The 20455-nt window shown below is 45.7% G+C and carries 17 protein-coding genes; 4 read left to right on the forward strand and 13 right to left on the reverse strand.

The annotated features are described in order from the left end of the window. Positions 1-95: 95 nt before the first annotated feature. The 10 genes from L5M51_RS02200 to L5M51_RS02245 all read right to left on the reverse strand — a co-directional run bounded on the left by L5M51_RS02200 (position 96) and on the right by L5M51_RS02245 (position 11022). Complete coding sequence (locus tag L5M51_RS02200; RefSeq protein ID WP_263171398.1) at positions 96-809, reverse strand: M15 family metallopeptidase; 714 nt, start codon at positions 807-809, stop codon at positions 96-98. Next, positions 803-1942, reverse strand: a complete 1140-nt coding sequence (gene dapE, locus L5M51_RS02205) for a succinyl-diaminopimelate desuccinylase (RefSeq protein ID WP_173248640.1) — start codon at positions 1940-1942, stop codon at positions 803-805. Before dapE ends, L5M51_RS02200 begins: the two co-directional genes overlap by 7 nt. Further along, positions 1942-2286: an ArsC family reductase gene (locus L5M51_RS02210; protein WP_263138725.1), complete on the reverse strand. Its 345-nt coding sequence runs from the start codon at positions 2284-2286 to the stop codon at positions 1942-1944. The genes dapE and L5M51_RS02210 overlap by 1 nt, the downstream gene beginning before the upstream one ends. Before the next feature lie 279 nt (positions 2287-2565). Continuing rightward, positions 2566-3654, reverse strand: a complete 1089-nt coding sequence (locus L5M51_RS02215; RefSeq protein WP_263138727.1) for a porin — start codon at positions 3652-3654, stop codon at positions 2566-2568. 62 nt (positions 3655-3716) lie between these two features. Continuing rightward, positions 3717-5585 carry a methyl-accepting chemotaxis protein gene (locus L5M51_RS02220; RefSeq protein WP_263171400.1) on the reverse strand — a complete coding sequence of 623 codons (1869 nt, stop codon included), beginning with the start codon at positions 5583-5585 and terminating at the stop codon, positions 3717-3719. Between the two features lie 446 nt (positions 5586-6031). Further along, positions 6032-6541 (reverse strand): PTS glucose transporter subunit IIA, encoded by a 510-nt coding sequence (crr, locus tag L5M51_RS02225; protein ID WP_006081821.1) that lies wholly within the window; start codon positions 6539-6541, stop codon positions 6032-6034. Between the two features lie 71 nt (positions 6542-6612). Then, on the reverse strand, positions 6613-8316 hold the full coding sequence (ptsP, locus tag L5M51_RS02230; RefSeq protein ID WP_168827529.1) for a phosphoenolpyruvate--protein phosphotransferase: 1704 nt from the start codon (positions 8314-8316) through the stop codon (positions 6613-6615). 178 nt (positions 8317-8494) lie between these two features. Further along, positions 8495-8752: an HPr family phosphocarrier protein gene (locus L5M51_RS02235; RefSeq protein WP_028760055.1), complete on the reverse strand. Its 258-nt coding sequence runs from the start codon at positions 8750-8752 to the stop codon at positions 8495-8497. A gap of 28 nt (positions 8753-8780) precedes the next feature. After that, positions 8781-9176 carry an ACT domain-containing protein gene (locus L5M51_RS02240; protein ID WP_198573284.1) on the reverse strand — a complete coding sequence of 132 codons (396 nt, stop codon included), beginning with the start codon at positions 9174-9176 and terminating at the stop codon, positions 8781-8783. A gap of 208 nt (positions 9177-9384) precedes the next feature. Then, positions 9385-11022, reverse strand: coding sequence for a methyl-accepting chemotaxis protein (locus tag L5M51_RS02245; protein WP_028760053.1), 1638 nt, complete (start codon positions 11020-11022; stop codon positions 9385-9387). A gap of 357 nt (positions 11023-11379) precedes the next feature. On the opposite strand from L5M51_RS02245, the gene L5M51_RS02250 reads away from it, so the two are divergent. Further along, positions 11380-12108: a DUF3334 family protein gene (locus tag L5M51_RS02250; protein ID WP_028760052.1), complete on the forward strand. Its 729-nt coding sequence runs from the start codon at positions 11380-11382 to the stop codon at positions 12106-12108. 104 nt (positions 12109-12212) lie between these two features. Beyond that, positions 12213-13259: a LacI family DNA-binding transcriptional regulator gene (locus L5M51_RS02255; RefSeq protein WP_113939612.1), complete on the forward strand. Its 1047-nt coding sequence runs from the start codon at positions 12213-12215 to the stop codon at positions 13257-13259. A gap of 117 nt (positions 13260-13376) precedes the next feature. On the opposite strand, the gene L5M51_RS02260 is transcribed toward L5M51_RS02255, so the two are convergent. Further along, positions 13377-14003 carry a PolC-type DNA polymerase III gene (locus tag L5M51_RS02260; RefSeq protein ID WP_263171403.1) on the reverse strand — a complete coding sequence of 209 codons (627 nt, stop codon included), beginning with the start codon at positions 14001-14003 and terminating at the stop codon, positions 13377-13379. A 219-nt stretch (positions 14004-14222) separates the two neighbouring features. Between L5M51_RS02260 and L5M51_RS02265 the strand changes: the two genes are divergently transcribed. Continuing rightward, entirely contained in the window at positions 14223-15380 is a 1158-nt protein-coding gene (locus L5M51_RS02265) for a cupin domain-containing protein (protein ID WP_263171405.1), read from the forward strand. A 278-nt stretch (positions 15381-15658) separates the two neighbouring features. Here the strand turns inward: L5M51_RS02265 and fadE are convergent, their stop codons facing one another. Continuing rightward, the gene (gene fadE / locus L5M51_RS02270; RefSeq protein ID WP_028760048.1) at positions 15659-18106 is read right to left on the reverse strand and encodes an acyl-CoA dehydrogenase FadE; all 2448 of its coding nucleotides are present in this window, start codon (positions 18104-18106) and stop codon (positions 15659-15661) included. 243 nt (positions 18107-18349) lie between these two features. Here fadE and L5M51_RS02275 point away from each other — a divergent pair, with 243 nt between their 5' ends. Beyond that, complete coding sequence (locus tag L5M51_RS02275) at positions 18350-19129, forward strand: class II glutamine amidotransferase (protein WP_212600585.1); 780 nt, start codon at positions 18350-18352, stop codon at positions 19127-19129. A 336-nt stretch (positions 19130-19465) separates the two neighbouring features. On the opposite strand, the gene L5M51_RS02280 is transcribed toward L5M51_RS02275, so the two are convergent. Further along, on the reverse strand, positions 19466-20257 hold the full coding sequence (locus tag L5M51_RS02280) for a DUF3108 domain-containing protein (RefSeq protein ID WP_105252420.1): 792 nt from the start codon (positions 20255-20257) through the stop codon (positions 19466-19468). Between the last annotated feature and the right edge of the window lie 198 nt (positions 20258-20455).

Raw genomic sequence — 20455 nt, forward strand, 5'->3', positions numbered from 1 at the left:
ATATATCATTGTGTTAAACCGCATTTTGGCGCCCATTTTGACGATATAGCGCTATGCTTAACCTGTGTTGACTGATCTTTGCGAGTATTTCGTGATTAGGGCTGAGCGATACGCAGCACGTATTCATCTATTAGACTGTCTAATCGGGCGAGCACTGCACCTTTTAGCAACATATCACTGTTTTCTAACAGGATTGCCAGTTCGGCACGATCGAATTGTGGCAACAATAACTGCGCTACAGGGAAATAGCTGATATGCCAAGGCTCAGGACTTACCGCACTTTGTCCCTGCTGAAACGGGAAGTAAAAGCCAAAATCATGGGCATTTTCTACCAGCCAAGCATGCAATTTAGCGCAGGGACCATCCTGAACATATTCAGCTTCAACAAGGCGCAGGGTTTTAACATCAATTTGAGCCGCATCGAACACATCGAGATCGGTACCCCAATGGTGGCGTGAAGCGCCAGGCAACGCCGACCAGAGCAAAATCAAGTCAACTATGGCATCGTCACTTAAGCCCTGAATATTGACCGGTAACTCATTGGCATCCAATACCGCGCGTTTACCACTAGCCTTGGCATTCCAAATTGCCAGTTGCCGTTCAAAGGGACGATGAGCCGAGCAAATCGCGAGTTTTATGCCCGCATCTTCAGCTTTTGCCGCCATAGACTTAAAGGCGATAGCTGTGTTCTCCTCTAACCCAAAGCTATGATAACTAAGGTGATACGGGCTTAAATAATCCACCAATTCAGGGGATCTTAAGCCGTAAAGCTTTGCGGTTTCGGGACGGATCTTCAGATGTGCTAACACAGTAATTGTTCCAAAATGACTTCATAACACAGGGCTAACTGCTCAAGGTCGTCCACTTTAACGCATTCATTCACTTTATGAATGGTGGCGTTGACAGGGCCAAGCTCTAACACTTTGGCGCCCGTTGGCGCGATAAAGCGACCGTCTGATGTGCCGCCTGTGGTTTGCGGATCGGTTTCATAACCTGTGACTTGGCGGATCGCGATACGAGTTGCATCTAATAACGGGCCATCACCGGTTAAAAAGGGAAGGCCATTGAAAATCCAGCTGATATCGTAATCTAGCTCATAGGCTTTCAATAGAGTTTCAACTCGCTCAATCAAGATTTCGGCGGTCACTTCGGTGGAGTAACGGAAGTTAAACATTACTTCCAGTGCACCAGGGATCACATTTGATGCACCTGTGCCGCCATTAATATTGGCAATTTGGAAGCTGGTGGGCGGAAAGAACTCATTGCCATTATCCCAGTGCATTTGACTTAGCTCGGCCAAGAAAGGCGCGGCTTTGTGGATTGGATTATCGGCAAGGTGTGGATAGGCCACGTGGCCTTGAATGCCTTTCACGGTTAAGTTGCCAGTTAAGCTGCCGCGGCGACCATTTTTGACCACATCGCCCAGCTTTAGGGTCGATGAAGGCTCGCCGACTAATGCCCAGGTGATCTTCTCGTTGCGCGCTTCTAAGGTATCAATGACTCGCGTCGTGCCGTTGATGAATGGACCTTCTTCATCGCTGGTGATCAAAAAGGCGATAGAGCCATGATGATCGGGATGTTTAGCCACAAACCGCTCGGTGGCAATGATCATAGCCGCCAGTGAGCCTTTCATGTCCGCTGCGCCTCGGCCATATAAGTAGCCATCAATGATGGTGGGCACAAAAGGCGGCGTGTGCCAGCGGCTCACATCGCCTGTCGGCACAACGTCTGTGTGACCCGCAAAACAAAAAACGGGGCCTTCATTACCACGGCGAGCCCACATATTGGTGGTGTCTTCAAATACCATAGGTTCGATATTAAAGCCGATGGCGCTGAGTCTTTCTGCCATTAAGGTTTGGCAGCCTTCATCAAGCGGCGTCACCGAAGGGCGGGCGATCAGCGCTTTTGTCAGTTCTGTAACGGGATAATTGTCGGCTGGCATCATACTGAGAATACTCTTTTATAGGCGGCTTCATCAAAGCCAATCAGCACTTGTTCACCGACGACTAAGACGGGGCGTTTGATCAGTGTCGGTTGCGCCAGCATAAGTTGAATGGCTTTGGCTTGATCGATATCGGTTTTATCTGCGTCACTGAGCGCACGAAAGCTCGTGCTGCGCTTATTGAATACGGTTTCCCAGCCTGAGGTGTTACACCAGAATTCGAGGTCTTCTTGACGTAGGCCGTCATCTCTAAAATCATGGAAATGAACTGGAAGTTGATGATTTTCAATCCATTTACGTGCTTTACGCACTGTATCGCAATTCTTAATACCGTAGAGGGTCAAAATGATGCTCCAGTGTGGATGGACGCTTGGCTTGCAAGCATTGATTTTGCTGGCATTGTGGCATTGTGCGCCGCATGTCACAAGTGGGATGTGTTACTGAGATAGCGTGAGCATAAAATGTCAGTGTGCTTGAAGCGTATTGGGATTATCGGGTGATGTCTGTCACTTTATGTAACCAAACGCCCTCAGAGCGTTTAGTCATATCTTGCTGCTTACTGATGCCGTATAGCACGCTTCATTGAGTGCGCTGCGGGCTTAACGGTAATGGGATGGCGTTGACTAAAGTTGCCAATTTAAATCAAAATCATAGCGAATGCCTAAGGCTATGATAGTGTCGTCTTCACGTTGATCATTATTTTGTTGTAAATATTCTAAATGCATGCGGACATTTGTTGCGGCTTGCCACTCTAAGGTGAGATTGTATCCATCATAATTTTGGCTGCTGGTATCTTCTATCCCATCTTCAAACCTGAAGTATCCTAGTTTCAGCTTATAAGCTTTCGCAACTGGAATCGCGATGGCGCTATCAAATGTATTACCGGTTCTATTGACTGCGGTTTCAAATTCGTAGTCTTTATGCTGATAACCAACGGCGGCATATATGCCATTGCTAAATTCATAGGAAATGACGCCCCCGGCCAGTTGTTCTTCTCCAGTCATAATATCGTTCACATAGGTATCTTGTTGTAAGTAGGCGATACCTACGTGAAATCCACTCTGGTTAAATCCTGCGCCGACATTAATTACATCGGTACCACTGCCACCTGAGTTACCATCAAAAATGGCTGAAGCCATTAAGGTGATTGGCTTAATGTTAAGCTCATAGATCAAGGCATTATCAACAAAAAATGGACTCTCTTGGTTATAACCAAAGGGGCTATTCGCATTGTTAAAGATATCGACATATTCAGCGACTAACGTGTACTGCACCGGCCTTTGGCGCCCAAAAGTCAACTTGCCATAGGGAGAATCTATCCCCGCAAAGGCGAGTCTCGCCTCGCCGAATCGGCCATTGTCATCGAGACGGATTTTCCATTCACCTTGGGCAATGGCACGCCAACCAGAGGCGAACTCGGTTTCAGCTTTAACCCCTAAGCGGGAGAGTGCATCGCCGATATCCCACACATCCTCACCTTTGTCTTGGTATTCTAAGGTCGGACGTAGTGAACCGTAGAGGATAAAACGACTGTCTTGTAGGGAGGATTGCAATGAGGGACTGGCAGGCTCCGCTTTGGCTTGTTGCTCCAGCTCTTTAACTCTTTGCTCGAGTTGTTGCAGTCGTTCCGACTCTTCTGTGGTTGTTTGGGCATTAGCCTGTAGTGGGATCTGAAGCATGCTAACTATGACGAACAACGTTATTTTGCTCATGATGAGGTCCTGTTGTTAGTAGATGTCATGGTGAGCCATGGATAAAATCATGGCTCACTGGCTTAGACTATGAATTTATTAAGGATTGCATCTTGTTCTTTGATGTATTGAGTTTGCGTATGCATGGCTGTATTTGCATGAACTGCAGTGTCAGAAACTTGGACTGATAAATCTTTGATCCTGATAGTATTATTGTTAATTTCTTCAGCTACTAAACTCTGCTCTTCTGCTGCAGAGGCAATTTGTAGGTTCATATCACTTATCTGTAATATTGCTTCACGAATTTTGTTTAATGCGGTATTAGCACCTTGGGCGCGTGTAACCGCATCTTCTGCATTATCTTTACTTTGGCTCATTACCTCTGCAACAGCACTTGCTCCTGCTTGAAGTTGCTCTATCATGTTACGGATTTGAGTTGTAGATTGTTGAGTCCTTTGGGCGAGGGTTCTGACTTCATCTGCTACCACAGCAAAACCACGACCAGAATCACCGGCTCTTGCTGCCTCAATGGCGGCATTTAAGGCTAATAAATTTGTTTGATCTGCAATGTCATTGATCACTTTCAATATTGTGGCAATGTTGTCAGTTGCAGATTCTAATGTTTTGACTTCAGTGACGGCCATATCGATTTTTGATGACAGGGCATTAATGGCATCAGTTGTATCGCTGACGATTTTAGAACCTACACTTGTCGCTTCATCTGCTTCTTTCGCAGCAGAAGCCGCGCCTTGGGCATTACGGGCTACGTCAGTTGAAGTGGTTGCCATTTCGTGCATGGCAGTTGCAAGTTGTTCTAGTTCATGCAGTTGCGAGTTCATGGCATCAGTAGATTGCTGTAATTCTAGCGATGTCATTTCTGAACTTTTATGGATGAGCTGGCCAATGGATTTAGATTGAATGATCAACTGTTGTAGATTTGCCGTGAAGGTATTGAATCCCAAGGCTAACGCTGAAAACTCAGTGTCTGTTTTAGTATTTAAGCGTTGAGTCAAATCACCTTCGCCAGAAGCAACATCTTGAATTGCATCGTTTAATGTTTGTAATGGGCGCATTAAGGTTGTGATCAATAGTAGTAGGGTTGTGATACTGATGATTAAGGCGATAACGGAATAGAGAATAGAGCTATTGCGTAAGTCCGTCACTGCAGCATAGGCAATCTCCTCATCCAAGATAACACCAACATACCAGTCCTCTCCCGCAACGCGTGAGAAATCCAAGGTGAAGCTTTTTCCCTCTATGGTTACTTTTTGTGGCGTTTCCATCACTTTGACATTGGGTAAATAATCGGCCATAAGAGTGCCATTTCGTTTTTCCTCTGGGTGGGCTATGGTCGTTCCATCCCCAGAAACAATAAACACATGGCCAGCGTTGAAGAGTTTGATCTCATTGACGAGTTTGGCTAACCCGACCAAGCTAACATCGTAGAAAATGGCACCGATGAATGTACCTTGATCTTTCACGGGCGTCGCAATTGAGACGAGAATTTCACCGGAGGCTGAGTCCGCATAGGGAGCCGTGATGATTAATTTATCGGCTTGTTTTGCATCGAGATACCAAGGCCTTACTCTTGGGTTCCATCCCGCACCCGGATCCCAGCTAGGATTATTATTGATATTCGTGCCATCTTTTTCATAACCTAAACCGACGAGAATAAATGCATTTTTAACTATGGGGCGAGTGATGACTGCGCTGATGTGTGCGGGCGTGAGATCTTGTTCCAGTAGGCTGGTCGTATAAGCTGCCAATTGTTTACGGGCTTCAATTTCCGATGAAACCGTATTTCTAACCCCATCGACGATTTCGGTGACACTGGCTTCCACCTGTGCCTGCATTTCATTCTGAATCGAGTAGTATTGTTTGGTCGTTAGAAGCGTTACTGTCACTAACAGTAACGCAGAGGATGCGGCGACAATCTTATGACTGAACTTCATTGTTATTCCTCTGTAATATTAAAAGCACCTTTAGATGTATAGTCATGATTTCGTTCGAGAGCCAGCGGGTGCATTGATCTTTTTGCTTTTTGTGACCAATGTAAGCCGAAACTCTGATGCTCGAATAGCACTCGCTATACAGGATAGGGAGTTTTGTTGGCCTGGTTGTCTTAGTCTACTCGGCCTGCAAATCGCCACCTTGCAAACGTGCTTTCGATTGTCATTCAATCCTATATCTGGGTGGTTGATATTTGGTTTATTCTGTTTTAAATCAGTTTGAAACATTATGTCGGTTTTGCGATGAAAATATTTCAGCTATCAGACAGGCCTCTTCGCGAGGAAAGTGGAGATAAATAAAAGGCTGGCGCCTTTGGGGGAGCCAGCCTTTTTATATCAATCAAGGATATTTTCAAACTGCTAATTCAAACACTTAAAGTAAAGCTTGATTAGAGCTGTACCGTAAAGATCACGTCTTTACCTGCGGTGACACTGCCTTGGGCTTTGTCGAGGTATTTGACATCTTCCATGTTCGCCAGCACGACAGGAGTGAGTAGGCTGTCGACTTGATCTTTAAGGTAATCAATATCGAATGACAGGATCGGATCGCCGACTTTCACTTCTTGACCTTCCTGGGCCAAACGTTTAAACCCTTTGCCTCTCAGCTCGACTGTACCTACACCAAAGTGAACAAATAGCTCTAAACCTTGGGGAGACTCAATACTGAATGCATGATTTGTCTCAAAAATTTTACCTATGGTGCCGTCGATAGGCGCCAGAATTAATTCGCCTTTGGGAGCGATAGCGATGCCATCACCGACAATCTTTTCAGCAAAAACCACGTCGGGGACTTTTTCAATGGCGACGATATCGCCGGAAACGGGGGCATATACCATGATACCGCCAGCTAATTGAGTCTGGCCCGATACCAAGCGCCTTATTCGGCTTAAAAATCCCATAATCTAGAGCCTCTTTTGCTTGTTTTTGTCATTGTTTTTGTTCTGTAATGCAGCATAACGAATAAATGTCTCTATTTATAGCTTGTTATACACTGCTGTAAGCTTGCAATTCTATCTTGTTGTAATGCCGTGTGAGCTAATGCCGAAAATTGTGTGATGCTGCCTTGGCAAATGGCCGCTTTCACTTCTAAGAGTGAGCTTAAGTTAACACTGAGTTCGTCCAACCCCATGCCGATTAACAGCGGCGCAATTTGCGGTGAACTGGCGAGTTCACCGCACAGAGAAACTTTAACATTAGCGGCCTTAGCTTGGGTTATTGTCATGTTAATTAAGGCTAAAATGGCAGGCGAAAGGGACGGATAGTCACGGGTAAGCTGCGGGTTTGTCCTATCGGCTGCCATTGCATATTGGGTTAAATCGTTGGTGCCAATGCTGACAAAATCGAGTCTTGGCAGCATAGCGTTGAGGTTGAATACCGCAGCAGGTGTTTCGACAACGATACCGTAGCTAAGTTCGCCATAGCCTTTCTCTTCTTCTTCCAAGGCATCTTGGCACTGGGCAATGAGTGCAAACACCTCGTCCAATTCTTCGACTTGATTGACCATAGGGAACATCAAACGGATCGGGCCATGGTTAGCGGCACGCAGAATGGCCCTCAATTGGGTTTTAAATAATTCTGGGTGCGCCAAGGTGTAGCGAATGCCGCGAAGACCCAAGGCGGGATTATCTTCAATTTCTTGGCATAAACAGGGTAGTTCTTTGTCTGCACCTATATCTAAGGTACGGATGGTAAAGGTTTTACCGCCTAGGGCGTGCAATGCATCGCAATATAAGCTGTATTGGGCTTTTTCATCGGGCAGGGTTGCGACGTTCATCAACATAAATTCGGTGCGAAACAAACCTATTCCATCGGCGCCGACATCGCTGACATGGGTGATGTCGTTGAGATTACCCACGTTTGCCATGAGTCCCACAGTATGACCGTCTTGGGTTTGCGCTGGGACATCCTTGTAAGTTTGAAGTGCTGCGCGCCTTGCTTGTTCATGGTGAAAGGTGACTGTGAGTCTTGCCTGTTGGTCTGGATTGGGATTGACACAAAGTTCACCCGCGAGTGCATCGAGCACTAAGGGCGTGCCGTTGGGAATAGAGTCTGCGTCGAACTGACAACTTAACATGGCTGGAATGCCAGCTGCTCTGGCTAAAATGGCCGTATGGCTCGTTAAACCGCCCGTTTTCAGTACAATACCGCAAAGGTTTTCCCGCGGCAGTAAGGCAAATTCGGCGGGGGTCAAATCCTGCGCTAATAAGATAGTGGGTCTATCGAGTTTTTCGAGTCCTTGAGCTAAATGGCCGTTTATCGCCGCGACGACTCTTTGGCCTAAACAGCGCACATCTTGGGCTCTATTGGCTAAATAGGGATCATCTAAGGATTGTAATTCATTGGCCTGATGGGCAAAAATACGTTCAACCGCCACACTTGCCGACAATTGTAAGGTGCGAATAGCATCGTTCACTTGCTCGATTAATTCATCGTCTTCTAATAACAATAAGTCGGCTTCGATCAACTGATAATTTTCGGAGTCACTATCGAGTGCAGCTTGGCTGTGGGTCAGTTGTGCCTGTAGTTCTTGCAAGGCTTTGGCAAATTTACCCTGTTGTTGAGGGATTTTAGACAGGGGAATAGGGCGATAATCGAGGTGATGTTCGGTGTGGAGCAGGTGAAGTGCCTGTCCAAAGGCAATTCCCGATGACACTATAATCCCCGTTATTGACATATCCCTTCCTAAATTAACCACTGAACTGAGTGTCCGTTAGCGATAGCGAGTCTAGTTGAGTGACGCTAAGCTTGTAAAGCGTTTGTATGTAAAGCATTAGCATGTCAAGACGGTCGAGACGAGTTTTTTGCGTGTCGGTTAAACCTGCAGATAAATGCACTTTAGCGTAAGAAAAGGCTTAGCTTAGGGTAATGAGCAGCTCAGAGACTTTCTCAACCGCGGCCTGTGCCTGTTCACCTTCAGCAAACACTCTTACCGTGACGCCAGAATATAAGCCTAAGGTTTGTAGTTTAAACAGACTCTTAGCACTGGCTTGCTTACCATTACACTCGACCATGACATCACAGTCAAAGGTTTTGGCTTCTTTAACCAGTAAGGCTGCTGGACGGGTGTGAATGCCATGTTTGGCGGTAATGGTGACTGTTTTTTCGTACATAGTAGATGAACTCATATTTAAAGGGGTATTACATTTCGTCTTTCGATTCTATGATGTGATAGCCCTGTTTTTTCAAGGCGGCGATGGCACTTTTGAGGCGATTATTTTTTACTAAAATGTAATCGGTATCAAAGGTCGAAATCGCAAAAATACTAATTTGTTCGTCCGCTAAGGTGCCAGACACTTTAGATAAAATGCCTGTCATCGAAAATCCCAGTGGCCCGAGTACTTCAAAGCAACACCAGCCCGGTTCTTGCTCTAGGCTGTCGAGTTCCATTTCACTGGAAACGACTAAAGATAAACCTTCTTGGGTCTTACCAATGAAATACATGTCCTGTGCAAAAACCTCACTGGGCAATACGGCATTCGGGCTAAAGCTATGAATTGTGTACTGTTCAGGGTGAACGGCTAAGGTCATTCGCATGGCAGTGTCTCGGTTGGATTTTTAAGGCTAAAGCATACCGCATATCAAACGTTAGCGTGACAGAGAATTTGTGGTTAATGGGATTTTTTCGTTGAAATTCATTGTTGGTGAGCTAGTGGTTAATAAGCGTTACCAGAAGGTTTACCCAAAGAAAAGGGCGCCCTATGGCGCCCCAATCGACAAGTCATGCCGTTCTCATACACTTTCGTTAGATTTTAAACTGGCCTAAGGTGCGGGACATGTCTTGGCTAATGTCTTGCAGTGACTGAGCTGCATGGCTATTACTTTCGTTAGCTTTTACTGAAACTTCGGTTAATTCCGAAATATTACAAATATTTCGATTAATTTCTTCGGTCACCAGTGATTGCTCTTCGGTGGCGCTGGCTAATTGTGTGTTCATGTCACTGATATGGGCAATCAATTGCAGAATCGCCGCCATGGCTTTACCCGCTTCGTGGGCTTGGGCCTGCAGCTCATCGGATTGCAGTTGAGTTTGATTGTTGCTCTTCATCACTGAGCCAACACCGGATTGGATCTCGCTAATGATTTTTTGGATCTCATTGGTCGAGTCTTGGGTGCGAGTAGCAAGGGCGCGGACTTCATCGGCAACTACGGCAAAACCACGGCCGTGGGTCCCAGCTCGAGCAGCTTCAATGGCGGCATTGAGGGCGAGCAAGTTGGTCTGCTCGGCAATGCTGCGGATCACATCGAGAATGCTACCGATTTGCTGTGAGGCGACGCCCAGCTTTTGGGTGATGACTTCAGAGGCTTTTAATTCTGCCACCAGTTTTTCTGTGTTGCTGACGGTGTTGTCGATCACGACTTGGCTTTGCTGCGCTTGTTCTTTTACACTGTTCGCCGCATCGGCCGCTTGCTGGGTGTTGCTCGCCATTTCGTGGGTGGTCGACAGCATTTGATTGACGGCTGTGGCGACGCTGCCAGTTTCTCTGTGGATATGTTCAGCACTCTGATTGGACTCTTCAACTGCAATCAAAAGCTGTTTTGCATCTTTATCTAATGCTTGGCCTAAAGGTTGTAAATGGCCGACCATGTCGCCAATTTTTTGGGCGAACATGTTGAAGGCGCGGGCGAGATGGGCAATCTCATCTTTACCTTGAGCATTAATGCGCTGACTTAAGTCGCCTTCGCCTTGGGCAATATCTTCAAGGGCATCAATAGCATCATTTAATGGTGAGGTGATGGAATGGTTAAGCACAAGGAAGAAGGCAAAAATCGGCACTGAAATCAAAAACATGATAATCAGATAGTCGATAATGACTGACTTTAAGCTCGCTTTGACATCGCTAAGATAAGCGCCTGTTATGACTGTCCAACCCCATTGTGGGTAGTAACGGGCTTCAGCAAGCTTGTCTTCTATCGCGCGGGTCATAGGATCGGCGATAGGGTATTCGAGGGTCGTTTTCGATTTAGCACGCGCTAATGGCAGCATAGTGGCTAAGGGATTTGTGCCATTAGGTAACTTGAAGGTTAATGCTGAGGTGCCAATAAGATTTGCGCTATCCCCGTGGGCGAGGATTTGATTATTATCATCAATAACAATGAAGTAGCCGGAACCTGAATAGCGAGTTTGATTGATTAAATCCGCGGCGATTTGTTTAGCTTCTGCTTCGCTAAACTTACCTTTGAGCGCATCCTGACGGTGCACATCTATCACGCTTAACATGCTGGCGAGCTGACCATCTATCTGCAACCATTTCTGCTCAATTAAATTGCTGTACTGCTCTTTAATTGAAAAACTGGCAAAACACACAGTCCCTATCGCGGCCATAAGGAGCATCATCATTAAGCGTTGCAAAATGGTAAACCGGCGCAAAAACGTGATCATTTGGATTCCTTAAGGACTTATTATTGTGCATCAATATACCTGCGAATCAATCTCAATTGAATCGTCTGTGACATAAATTCAGCTAAAGCCGTTAAAAAATATGAGTTTCTTTGATCTAAAGCAGGGAATAGTGATAGGGAACTTTAATCTGTTGCATTATGGGGCATGTTCTTATTAAGTTAGGCCGTTTTATAAGTCGTTTCATGTTGCAGGTTTTATCTGTTCTATTAAATATCAATAAGTTAGCATTATGTTAACTTTACCATCTTGCTAAATTAGGCTAATCAATTGTTTTAATTTTGATTTTTTACGCTTTTACGCGCAAGATTAATTCATTATTCAGTTTGAGAATCGATTATGACCACAAATACTATCGTAACGTCGGATGATATTTTACTGAAGTTATGCCACTCAGTCGCCCACGTCCTTTCTAGCACCAGTGCCAGCAATGTTACCCATGCGGGTATGGTACAAAGTATTGCGCGTACTCGTCTTAAACCTGATCTCGGTTGTTTCTCGATTTTCGACGGTGGTTTTTCAGGGCTAGTGGTGATCAACTTTTCAGCTTCGGCGGCGATTGAAATCTACCGTCGCTACATGCTGAACATGGGCATGCCTGAGTCTGAGCTCGCGTTTTCACATACTTCAGATGAAGTGAGTAATGTGATGGGCGAACTGATGAACCAAATTCTAGGGGATTTTATTAATAAAATTTCTAAAGAATTGCAAACGTCAATCAGCCAAAGTCAGCCAAAAATGTTGACGATTAATAAAGAGCTAACCATATCAATCGACGCTAACTTAGACGATGCGGTTGCCCGTAGAGTGTCGTTTAGGACTGAAAATAACCATATTTTTTACCTCGAGTTTGCCATGGACAAAACCGAATTCATTCGCTTAGATGAATTTGTCTACGATGAAGAATTCGATCCCGATAGTCTGTTAGAGCAGCACAGTTCGATTGGGGGAAATAACGACTCAAATTCGAATGTTTCGCCTTGGGTTAAGATGGCCGATAAACCCGCCATTGCGACTCGTGCCATTGATAATGAAGCCGATGATTTGCTCGATCAGCTCGGCATTTAAGCAGAGTCTCTAATGTAAGACGGATGTTAACGCATTCGTCTATACAAGTGAGTGGAACTGTTTTAGTATCGACGCAAAATAATAACTAAGGTTAAATCCTCTTTATGGCATCGAAAGCGACCTCGATTGATATTGCTTATCGTGCTGGCGTATCCCAGTCAACGGTTTCCCGTGCCCTTAGAAACAGCCCGTTAGTCAATTTAGAAACTCGCCAACGTATTCAAACCATTGCCAAAGAGCTGAATTATAAGGTCGATAAAAATGCCAGCAATCTTCGCACCCAAAATAGCCATACCTTAGCGCTGTTATTGTGTGAAGACCCCACCAACGATGACTCGTTAATCAATCCTTTTTTCCTGTCTATGCTTGGCTCCATTACCCGAGCAACGGCGCAGCAAGGTTATGATTTATTGGTTTCTTTTCAGCAATTGTCCAGCGACTGGCACGCCGATTATGAAGACAGTAATAAAGCTGACGGCATTATCCTGCTTGGTTACGGTGACTACATGGACTACGAGCAAAAGTTGGAGCGATTGCTCGCGCAGAATACTCACTTTGTGATCTGGGGCGCTGAGCATAACAATAAGTCAGTACTTTCCATTGGTTGTGATAATCATCAAGGCGGCTTGATTGCCACAGAGCACTTGATTTCCCTTGGTCGTAAAGCTTTTGCCTTTTTAGGCGATGCCTCAAGCCACAGCCCTGAGTTTAGGGACAGATATTTAGGCCATGTGAAGGCGCTGCAAATGGCGAATATTGCTGTCGATCGCACTAAGCAAGTGTCGGCAATTAGCACTGAAAGTGCTGGCTACGATGCGGCTATGGCATTGATGGCCAAAGGCGCACAGTTTGATGCTATTTTTGCTGCTAGCGATCTGATTGCCATTGGTGCTATTCGTGCGCTGAAAGAGAAGGGCATTTCAGTCCCAGAACAAGTTGCAGTGGTGGGATATGATGATATTCCTGTGGCGAGTTTTGCCAATCCGCCATTAACGACCATTAAGCAGAATACCCAATTAGCCGGTGAAATCTTAGTCGACAGTGTACTCAAACTTATCCGCGGACAAGAGGTGAGTGCGCAGCTTATTCCGACGACCTTAGTGGTTCGCAGTTCCTGCGGCATTGATAGTGCGCCGCTTAAGCCGTTATAGATGGGCCGTTATTGCTAGGAGCTTGCTGTTTTTTGCTGGCAAGTCGTTGAGCACTTAATTTGCTTATTGAAACATCGCCGATAATCCTTGGATTTATCGGCTTTTTGCTTTTTGGGATCACTTAACCGCATATTGACGTAAAAACTTCGGCACATCTGCTTTGGTTTTCTTGGCGATTTTTTGTAGTAACTCGAAGGTGGGAGCATTGAGACCGAACTCTTGCTGAAGGTCTGCCAGCATTGCCAGCCACAAATGGCCAGTCATTTCGGCATCGGCTAAGGCGCGGTGAAAGGTGCCATCGCTTGGTAACTGTTTATAGCGCACTAAAGTACCTAATTGATGATTCGGTGCCGCTTGATATAAACGTCTTGCCACTAGCAAGGAGCAACCAAATTGTCCTCGATAGCGATGGCGAATTTGGGCAAATTCCGCGTCTAAAAAGCGCTGATCAAATGCCGCATTGTGGGCGACTAAGTTATGATTGGCGATAAAGTCGGCAAAACGCTCCATCACTTCATTGCAGGGCGCTGCGTCCCTGAGCATTTGATTGCTGATCCCTGTGTAGTCCTCAATAAAACGACTTATTCTAAATCCTGGGTTCATCAACTCTGAAAATCTTTGGGTGATCACGCCGTTTTCAATCAGCACCGCTCCGATTTCAATCGCGCGGTCCCCTTGATTGGGCGATAGCCCTGTGGTTTCAAAGTCGAGCACGACCAAAGTGTTAGCTGCAGATGTAGGCATAGATCTTATGTGGACTCTATAAATGATGTGTCAGCATTGCCGTCTTTGACAGTGCAACGCTTTTAGATAAGCCGATTGTAATTCAATACGTTAGTAAATTCACTATCACATTGACGCTGATAAAAGACTTAATGCTTTGTTGATCCGGTCGAGCTTTCTTGGTTTCGCTTCCTGTTAGCATTTACCTCTATGAATAACAGTTTGGTTTGTGAGCGACCCATGCAACTCGATATTAATGGCTTAACGCCCGCGCAATTTTTAGCAGAATATTGGCAGAAAAAACCTTTGGTTATCCGCCAAGGATTCAAACATTTTCAAGATTTAATCTCGCCCGAAGAGTTAGCCGGCTTAGCCATGGATGAGCTGGTGGAATCTCGGCGAGTGTACCAACAGGCAGGGCAATGGCAGGCTGAATTTGGCCCTTTTGATTCCTACGATCATCTCGGTGAACGGGATTGGACTTTGATCGTGCAAGCCTTGAACAACTGGGTGCCCGATGCAGAAGCCCTGATCCAATGTTTTGATTTTATTCCGCGCTGGCGTTTAGATGATGTGATGGTGAGTTTTGCCACTCCTGGCGGTGGCGTGGGGCCGCATATCGATCTGTATGATGTGTTTATTTGCCAAGGTTCGGGACGTCGCCGCTGGCGCGTAGGCGATCTGGGGCCGCACAAAGAGTTTGCCGCCCATCCCGCTTTGCTGCACACAGAAGCTTTTGAACCGATTATCGATACTGAGTTATTGCCCGGCGACATCCTTTATATTCCCCCAGGATTCCCCCATGACGGTATAACCTTAGAACAGTCTTTAAGTTTTTCAGTAGGTTATCGCACAGCTTCCGCCAAAGATATGGTAAGTGCTTTGGCCGATCATCTGTCTGAGCAAGATTTAGGCGCACAGCAGATTGAAGATCCAGACCGCGAGCTGACAACGCGCAGTGGTTGTGTCGATAATCGCGATTTAGCGCGGTTACGCACGCAACTGACTAATATGTTAACCGATGAACTGGTGAGCGAGTTTTCGGGCCGCTATTTAACTCAATCTAAATGCGCCCTCGATTTACCCGATGAGCCGTTGGACATCACGCAAGACGAAGTGCTCGCATGGCTCGATGAGCAGCCGCTTATTCGCCTCGGCGGACTGCGTTGTTTGTATTTTGATATCAATGTGGGACAAGGCGTTGTGTATCTTAATGGTGATAAGTATCTGCTTTCAGCCGAATTGGCCGAGGTGATCCCACTACTATGTGATAACAATCAGTTAGATAAAACCGCCTTAGCCCCCTGGTTAGCCGATGCCGATTTGCTTAAGCAGCTTACTGAGTGGGTGAACCTCGGTTACTGGTACTTTGAAGACCTGAGTGATGAAGAGTGTTAAGGCTGAATTAGCTCTAAAGCCCTACAGGTTTAAAAACTGAACAGTTTTTAAAGTGGCATGTCAGCGGCTTACTAACATGGTATTCTTTTATCAATGGACTGATAGTAATGTCATTTGCATAGTACTGTTCAGTCATACTGAGCAATGAAAGCATTGGTCAAAGTCAAAGTCGAGGTCGTAACTCAACCAAATTCACTTAGTTGTGGCACGCCCTGCCATCGGAATAAAAAAGGAGGCTAATTAGCCTCCTTTTTGTGGTTTAAATCTTACTGAGTGGATTACGCAGCACGTTCCTGTGAAGTGGTTGAAACCACTTCTGGACGAAGTTCTGCTGGGTCAAAGTCATCAACGTTGATTGACTTCATCCGACCAATTTCCGCTCTTTCCAGTAATTGCACTTCGGCATCGCTTAACACACCTAAGGCTTTACCTTCTGCGGCAACTTTATCTAACCACATAAATGGTAGACGTTTACCACTCGCTTTACAGACTTTGTCATGCAGCGGTTCAGACGCGATGATGTCGAGTAGTGTTTGTTCTTGGATACCCACAGCATTGTGCTCAGAGTTAGTCCAGAACTGGCCTTTACCTAAACGGTTACGGCTTTCACACGGTGTTTGCATGATCTTCGCGACTTTATGATCTAACACATCGCTTGGGCGTTTCAGTGGACGACCGAATGGGAACATCACCACACGTAATGCGCCGCCAAGGCCCATAGGGAAGTTATCCAGTAAATCGTCTAAAGAAGCTTGTAGCTTGTATAGCGCATCTTCAACTGCCCATTGTACTAATGGCAAGTCGTCGGTTTGACGGCCTTCATCTTCATAGCGTTTCAGCGTGGCTGATGCCAGATACAGTTGGCTCAGTAAGTCACCTAAACGGGCAGAGATACGTTCTTTACGTTTTAGGTTACCGCCCAAAGTTGCCATGGCTAAGTCAGAAAGCAGGGCAAGGTTGGCACTGAAACGGTTCATCTGTTGATAATAACGTTTAGTTTTATCTGAATAAGGCGCGTTAGAGAAACGGCTTGATGTCAGACCTAACCAGAAGCTACGGATGAAGTTACTGGTCGCGAAACCAATGTGACCAAAGATTGCCGCATCGAAGTTAGCTAAACCTTGACCCGATTCAGTATCAAACGCTGACTCCATTTCTGCGAGTACATACGGATGGCAACGAATCGCGCCTTGGCCGTAGATGATCATAGAACGGGTAAGGATGTTTGCACCTTCAACAGTAATTGCGATAGGCGCAGCTTGGTAGCCACGGCCTAAATAGTTATTGGGGCCAAGACACACGCCTTTACCGCCGTGAATATCCATGGCATCGATAACGCATTTCTGCATTCTGTCGGTCAGGTGATATTTCACAATCGCAGAGATAACCGACGGTTTTTCACCTAAGTCGATACCTGTAGTGGTCAACGTGGTTACCGCATCCATCAGATAAGCGTTACCGCCGATGCGTGCCATTGGCTCTTCGATACCTTCAAGCTTGCCGATAGGCAATTTGAACTGACGACGAATGCGAGCATAAGCCCCTGTTGCCAGCGCTGCGGTTTTCACGCCGCCAGCTGAGTTTGATGGCAGTGTGATACCACGGCCCACTGACAAACATTCCACCAGCATGCGCCAGCCTTGACCAGCCATTTTCGGGCCGCCAATGATGAAGCTTAATGGCACGAATACTTCGTTGCCGCGAGTCGGACCGTTTTGGAACATGCAGTTGAGCGGGAAGTGACGACGACCCGTTTCTACTCCTTCCACATCGGTAGGGATCAAAGCACAAGTAATGCCGAGTTCTTCTTTATCGCCAAGGAGATGCTCTGGATCGCGCAGTTTAAAGGCTAAGCCTAATACTGTCGCGACAGGGGCTAAAGTGATGTAACGCTTGTTCCAAGTCAGCTTCATCCCCAGAACTTCTTCACCTTCCCATTGGCCTTTACACACAATACCAAAGTCAGGAATCGAGCCTGCATCGCTACCGGCTTCTGGGCTGGTCAGAGCGAAACAAGGGACTTCTAACCCTTTGGCTAAACGCGGTAAATAATGGTTTTGTTGCTCTGGCGTGCCGTAATGTTGCAGCAGCTCTCCAGGGCCTAAAGAGTTAGGTACGCCAACAGTTGAAGCCAATTCACTGCTTAAGCCAGCCAGTTTTTGTAACACGCGAGATTGGGCATAAGCTGAATATTCTAAACCGCCGTATTTTTTCTTAATGATCATGGCGAAGAAACCATGATCTTTCAGATATTGCCATACGTCGGCAGGCAGATCGGCAAGTTGATGTGACACTTGATGTTGATTCACCATGCGGCACACTTCTTCAACAGGGCCATCGAGGAAGGCCTGTTCGTCTGCACTTAAACGCGCAACTGGGTAGTTATGGAGTTTTTTCCAGTTCGGGTTACCCGCAAACAGATCCGCTTCCCACCAAGTGGTGCCGGCTTCAATCGCTTCTTTCTCTGTTGAAGACATTTCGGGCATTATGCCGCGATATACCTTCATCAGTGGACGACTGATCACATTTTGTCTAAATGCACTGATATTTAACGGCAGCGCGATCACGAGGAAAACGATCCAAGAGATAGGGCCGACAACATCGAGTGTCCATCCAGCTGTCATCACAACAGCGGCTGTAATAGTGGCAGTGAGCAAAGATACCCGAAGGTAAGCTAGGGCTCCTAGCACTAAGATCATGGCGATGATCCAAAGTAGGGTAGTCACTGTAATTCTCCTTAAATATGACCGAGTGCCAACCACAGGTCATAGAGTGTTTTATTGATTGCGATCACAATTATAGTTTGTGGTCAGACCTGTGTCGCATAAAAGTTAAACCTAAGAGAATTTTAATACAAGTATTTTTCAAACAATTGTTTAAATTATTTGTCAGCTTTGATCATTCCACAAATGTCATCAACTAGTTACAATGCCAATAAGTAGTTTTTTGATTGATGATAGGCGAGAAATATGTGCGAGTTACTGGCGATGAGCGCCAATGTGCCGACCGATATTGTGTTTAGTTTTACGGGATTAGCACAACGTGGTGGTGTAACCGGTCCCCACGTGGACGGCTGGGGTATTACTTTTTACGAGGGGAAAGGTAGCCGTACTTTTAAAGATGCTTGCCCGAGTAGCGAATCGCATATTGCAAAATTGATCAAATCCTACCCGATTAAAAGTGAAGTGGTGATAAGCCATATTCGGCAGGCTAATCGCGGCTGTGTGTCTTTAGAGAATACTCATCCTTTTACCCGCGAATTATGGGGACGTTATTGGACCTATGCCCATAATGGGCAATTGACGGACTATCTGCCCAAGTTTCATGTCTCGCGCTATCAACCCGTAGGCGATACCGATAGCGAACTTGCTTTCTGCTGGATTTTGGAACAAGTCGCCCAGAAGTTTGGCGGTACTAAACCTGAAGATATGTTGGCTGTGTTCCATTTTGTCGCGACGTTGGCCGAGCAAATCCGTGCCTTAGGTGTGTTCAACATGATATTGAGCGATGGCGAGCATTTAATGAGCTATTGCAGTAATAACTTATGTTACATCACTCGCCGCGCGCCGTTTGGTAAAGCGAAACTTATTGATACCGATGTGGTGATTGATTTTGATAAGGAAACTACCGCCCATGATGTGGTGACTGTGATTGCGACTCGCCCTTTGACCGAAAATGAACAGTGGCGCGTTATGCAGCCGGGTAACTGGAAGCTGTTTAGATTGGGTGAGCTGTTAATCGATCTCTGATGCTATGCCGTTGAGCTAAATAATGAGGGCGAGCGGATTTACGGTTGATTTTGTTTTGTTCAGGTCACTTTATTAAAAAGTTCGAGTCAGTATCTAACATACCTTCTAGCAATCAGTGATGAACCATTAGCGATGAACATTAACTGAACTTAGAGGTAGGCCCTAAGTTCAGTTAGATATAGTTCAGTTAGATATAGTTCAGTTAAATATAGTTCGGTTAGATATTAGTTCGGTTGGGCTTTATTCGATATGAGTTTGGCTTTAGTTCAGTATTGTGAAGCTAAGGCTTTGTATCATTGGGTTAAGTTTATACATCTTAACTCAATGCCTTACCGATTAACCTTCAGTCGTGCCGAGCAGTTTAGGCACTAGCGGTTTCTCTGCAATGTCTGCAGGTATGGTTTCTTGGTGCGGCACTTCATCGAAGTGATATTTAAGTAACTTAATATCGAGCTGCTTACTGCCTTTTTCAAAGTGAGTTAGACGCACGGGCAAATACGCTAAGTCAGGCGCCATCCAGAAGAAGGTTTGACGTTTTTTATTGTCACGCACGACTTCAATTTTGACTGTGTCGTAACTGCCGCTGTCGATGTTCATTCGTTCTTTACCGATCACATGAAACTTGTATTCATCGACTTCGTTGTCCTTGACCATCTTATAGTCGAGCACTTCTTTGCCCGCCATCATATCTAGCCTAAATTGCAACTGCACCATAAGAGGATCAAAGATTTTATCATCATAGGGAAACTTGCCTTTTTCATCTTTGTAACGGGTATGAATAAAGCCTTGAGCTTTGGCGAATGCGGTTTGCTCCGTGTAATTAGGCCCGACACCTTGGCGTTGTTGTAAGTAACGCAAAGGACTGAGCTGCGTATCATTTTGAGTAAATTCACTCAAGATGTGACGCACATCGGTTAACAATAACAGGCTGAGATCGCTATCAAAACGATACTTAAACACGCCATCTTCGGGATTGGGTAGCGTGTATTTGGCTTTTCCTAATTCAATGTCTCCATAGTTGACTTGGTATTCGGCCGTCTGCGGTGTTAGCGGCGTTGGCGCTGCCATGGCAAACATACTTTGAGTGAGGACGGTAAAACTCACTAATAATGTGGGAATGGTACGCAAAGAATGCTCCTTGGGTCGCAGGTTTTCACCTTGTATCACTACAGAATTGTCGGTAGTGGTTGATAAAAAAGTGTCGAGTAGCATGCTTACTTACACAGTTCTGGGTCAATCAGTTGAGCATAAATCAATTATCGGATCGACTGTAAGCAGGTTATAGCCGAGGACGTCGTTTCTGTAAATAGAGATGTAAATAGTTTA

Origin of the sequence: Shewanella sp. SM73 (assembly GCF_025653795.1) — a bacterium.
In the GTDB taxonomy this organism is placed as follows: domain Bacteria; phylum Pseudomonadota; class Gammaproteobacteria; order Enterobacterales; family Shewanellaceae; genus Shewanella; species Shewanella oncorhynchi.

What these genes read in the sequence shown, in the direction of transcription:
- dapE (WP_173248640.1), bottom strand. Translation starts at nt 1,942, where the DNA reads ATGCCAGCCGACAATTATCCCGTTACAGAACTGACAAAAGCGCTGATC.
- L5M51_RS02215 (WP_263138727.1), bottom strand. Translation starts at nt 3,654, where the DNA reads ATGAGCAAAATAACGTTGTTCGTCATAGTTAGCATGCTTCAGATCCCA.
- L5M51_RS02220 (WP_263171400.1), bottom strand. Translation starts at nt 5,585, where the DNA reads ATGAAGTTCAGTCATAAGATTGTCGCCGCATCCTCTGCGTTACTGTTA.
- crr (WP_006081821.1), bottom strand. Translation starts at nt 6,541, where the DNA reads ATGGGATTTTTAAGCCGAATAAGGCGCTTGGTATCGGGCCAGACTCAA.
- ptsP (WP_168827529.1), bottom strand. Translation starts at nt 8,316, where the DNA reads ATGTCAATAACGGGGATTATAGTGTCATCGGGAATTGCCTTTGGACAG.
- L5M51_RS02235 (WP_028760055.1), bottom strand. Translation starts at nt 8,752, where the DNA reads ATGTACGAAAAAACAGTCACCATTACCGCCAAACATGGCATTCACACC.
- L5M51_RS02240 (WP_198573284.1), bottom strand. Translation starts at nt 9,176, where the DNA reads ATGCGAATGACCTTAGCCGTTCACCCTGAACAGTACACAATTCATAGC.
- L5M51_RS02245 (WP_028760053.1), bottom strand. Translation starts at nt 11,022, where the DNA reads ATGATCACGTTTTTGCGCCGGTTTACCATTTTGCAACGCTTAATGATG.
- L5M51_RS02250 (WP_028760052.1), top strand. Translation starts at nt 11,380, where the DNA reads ATGACCACAAATACTATCGTAACGTCGGATGATATTTTACTGAAGTTA.
- L5M51_RS02255 (WP_113939612.1), top strand. Translation starts at nt 12,213, where the DNA reads ATGGCATCGAAAGCGACCTCGATTGATATTGCTTATCGTGCTGGCGTA.
- L5M51_RS02260 (WP_263171403.1), bottom strand. Translation starts at nt 14,003, where the DNA reads ATGCCTACATCTGCAGCTAACACTTTGGTCGTGCTCGACTTTGAAACC.
- L5M51_RS02265 (WP_263171405.1), top strand. Translation starts at nt 14,223, where the DNA reads ATGCAACTCGATATTAATGGCTTAACGCCCGCGCAATTTTTAGCAGAA.
- L5M51_RS02275 (WP_212600585.1), top strand. Translation starts at nt 18,350, where the DNA reads ATGTGCGAGTTACTGGCGATGAGCGCCAATGTGCCGACCGATATTGTG.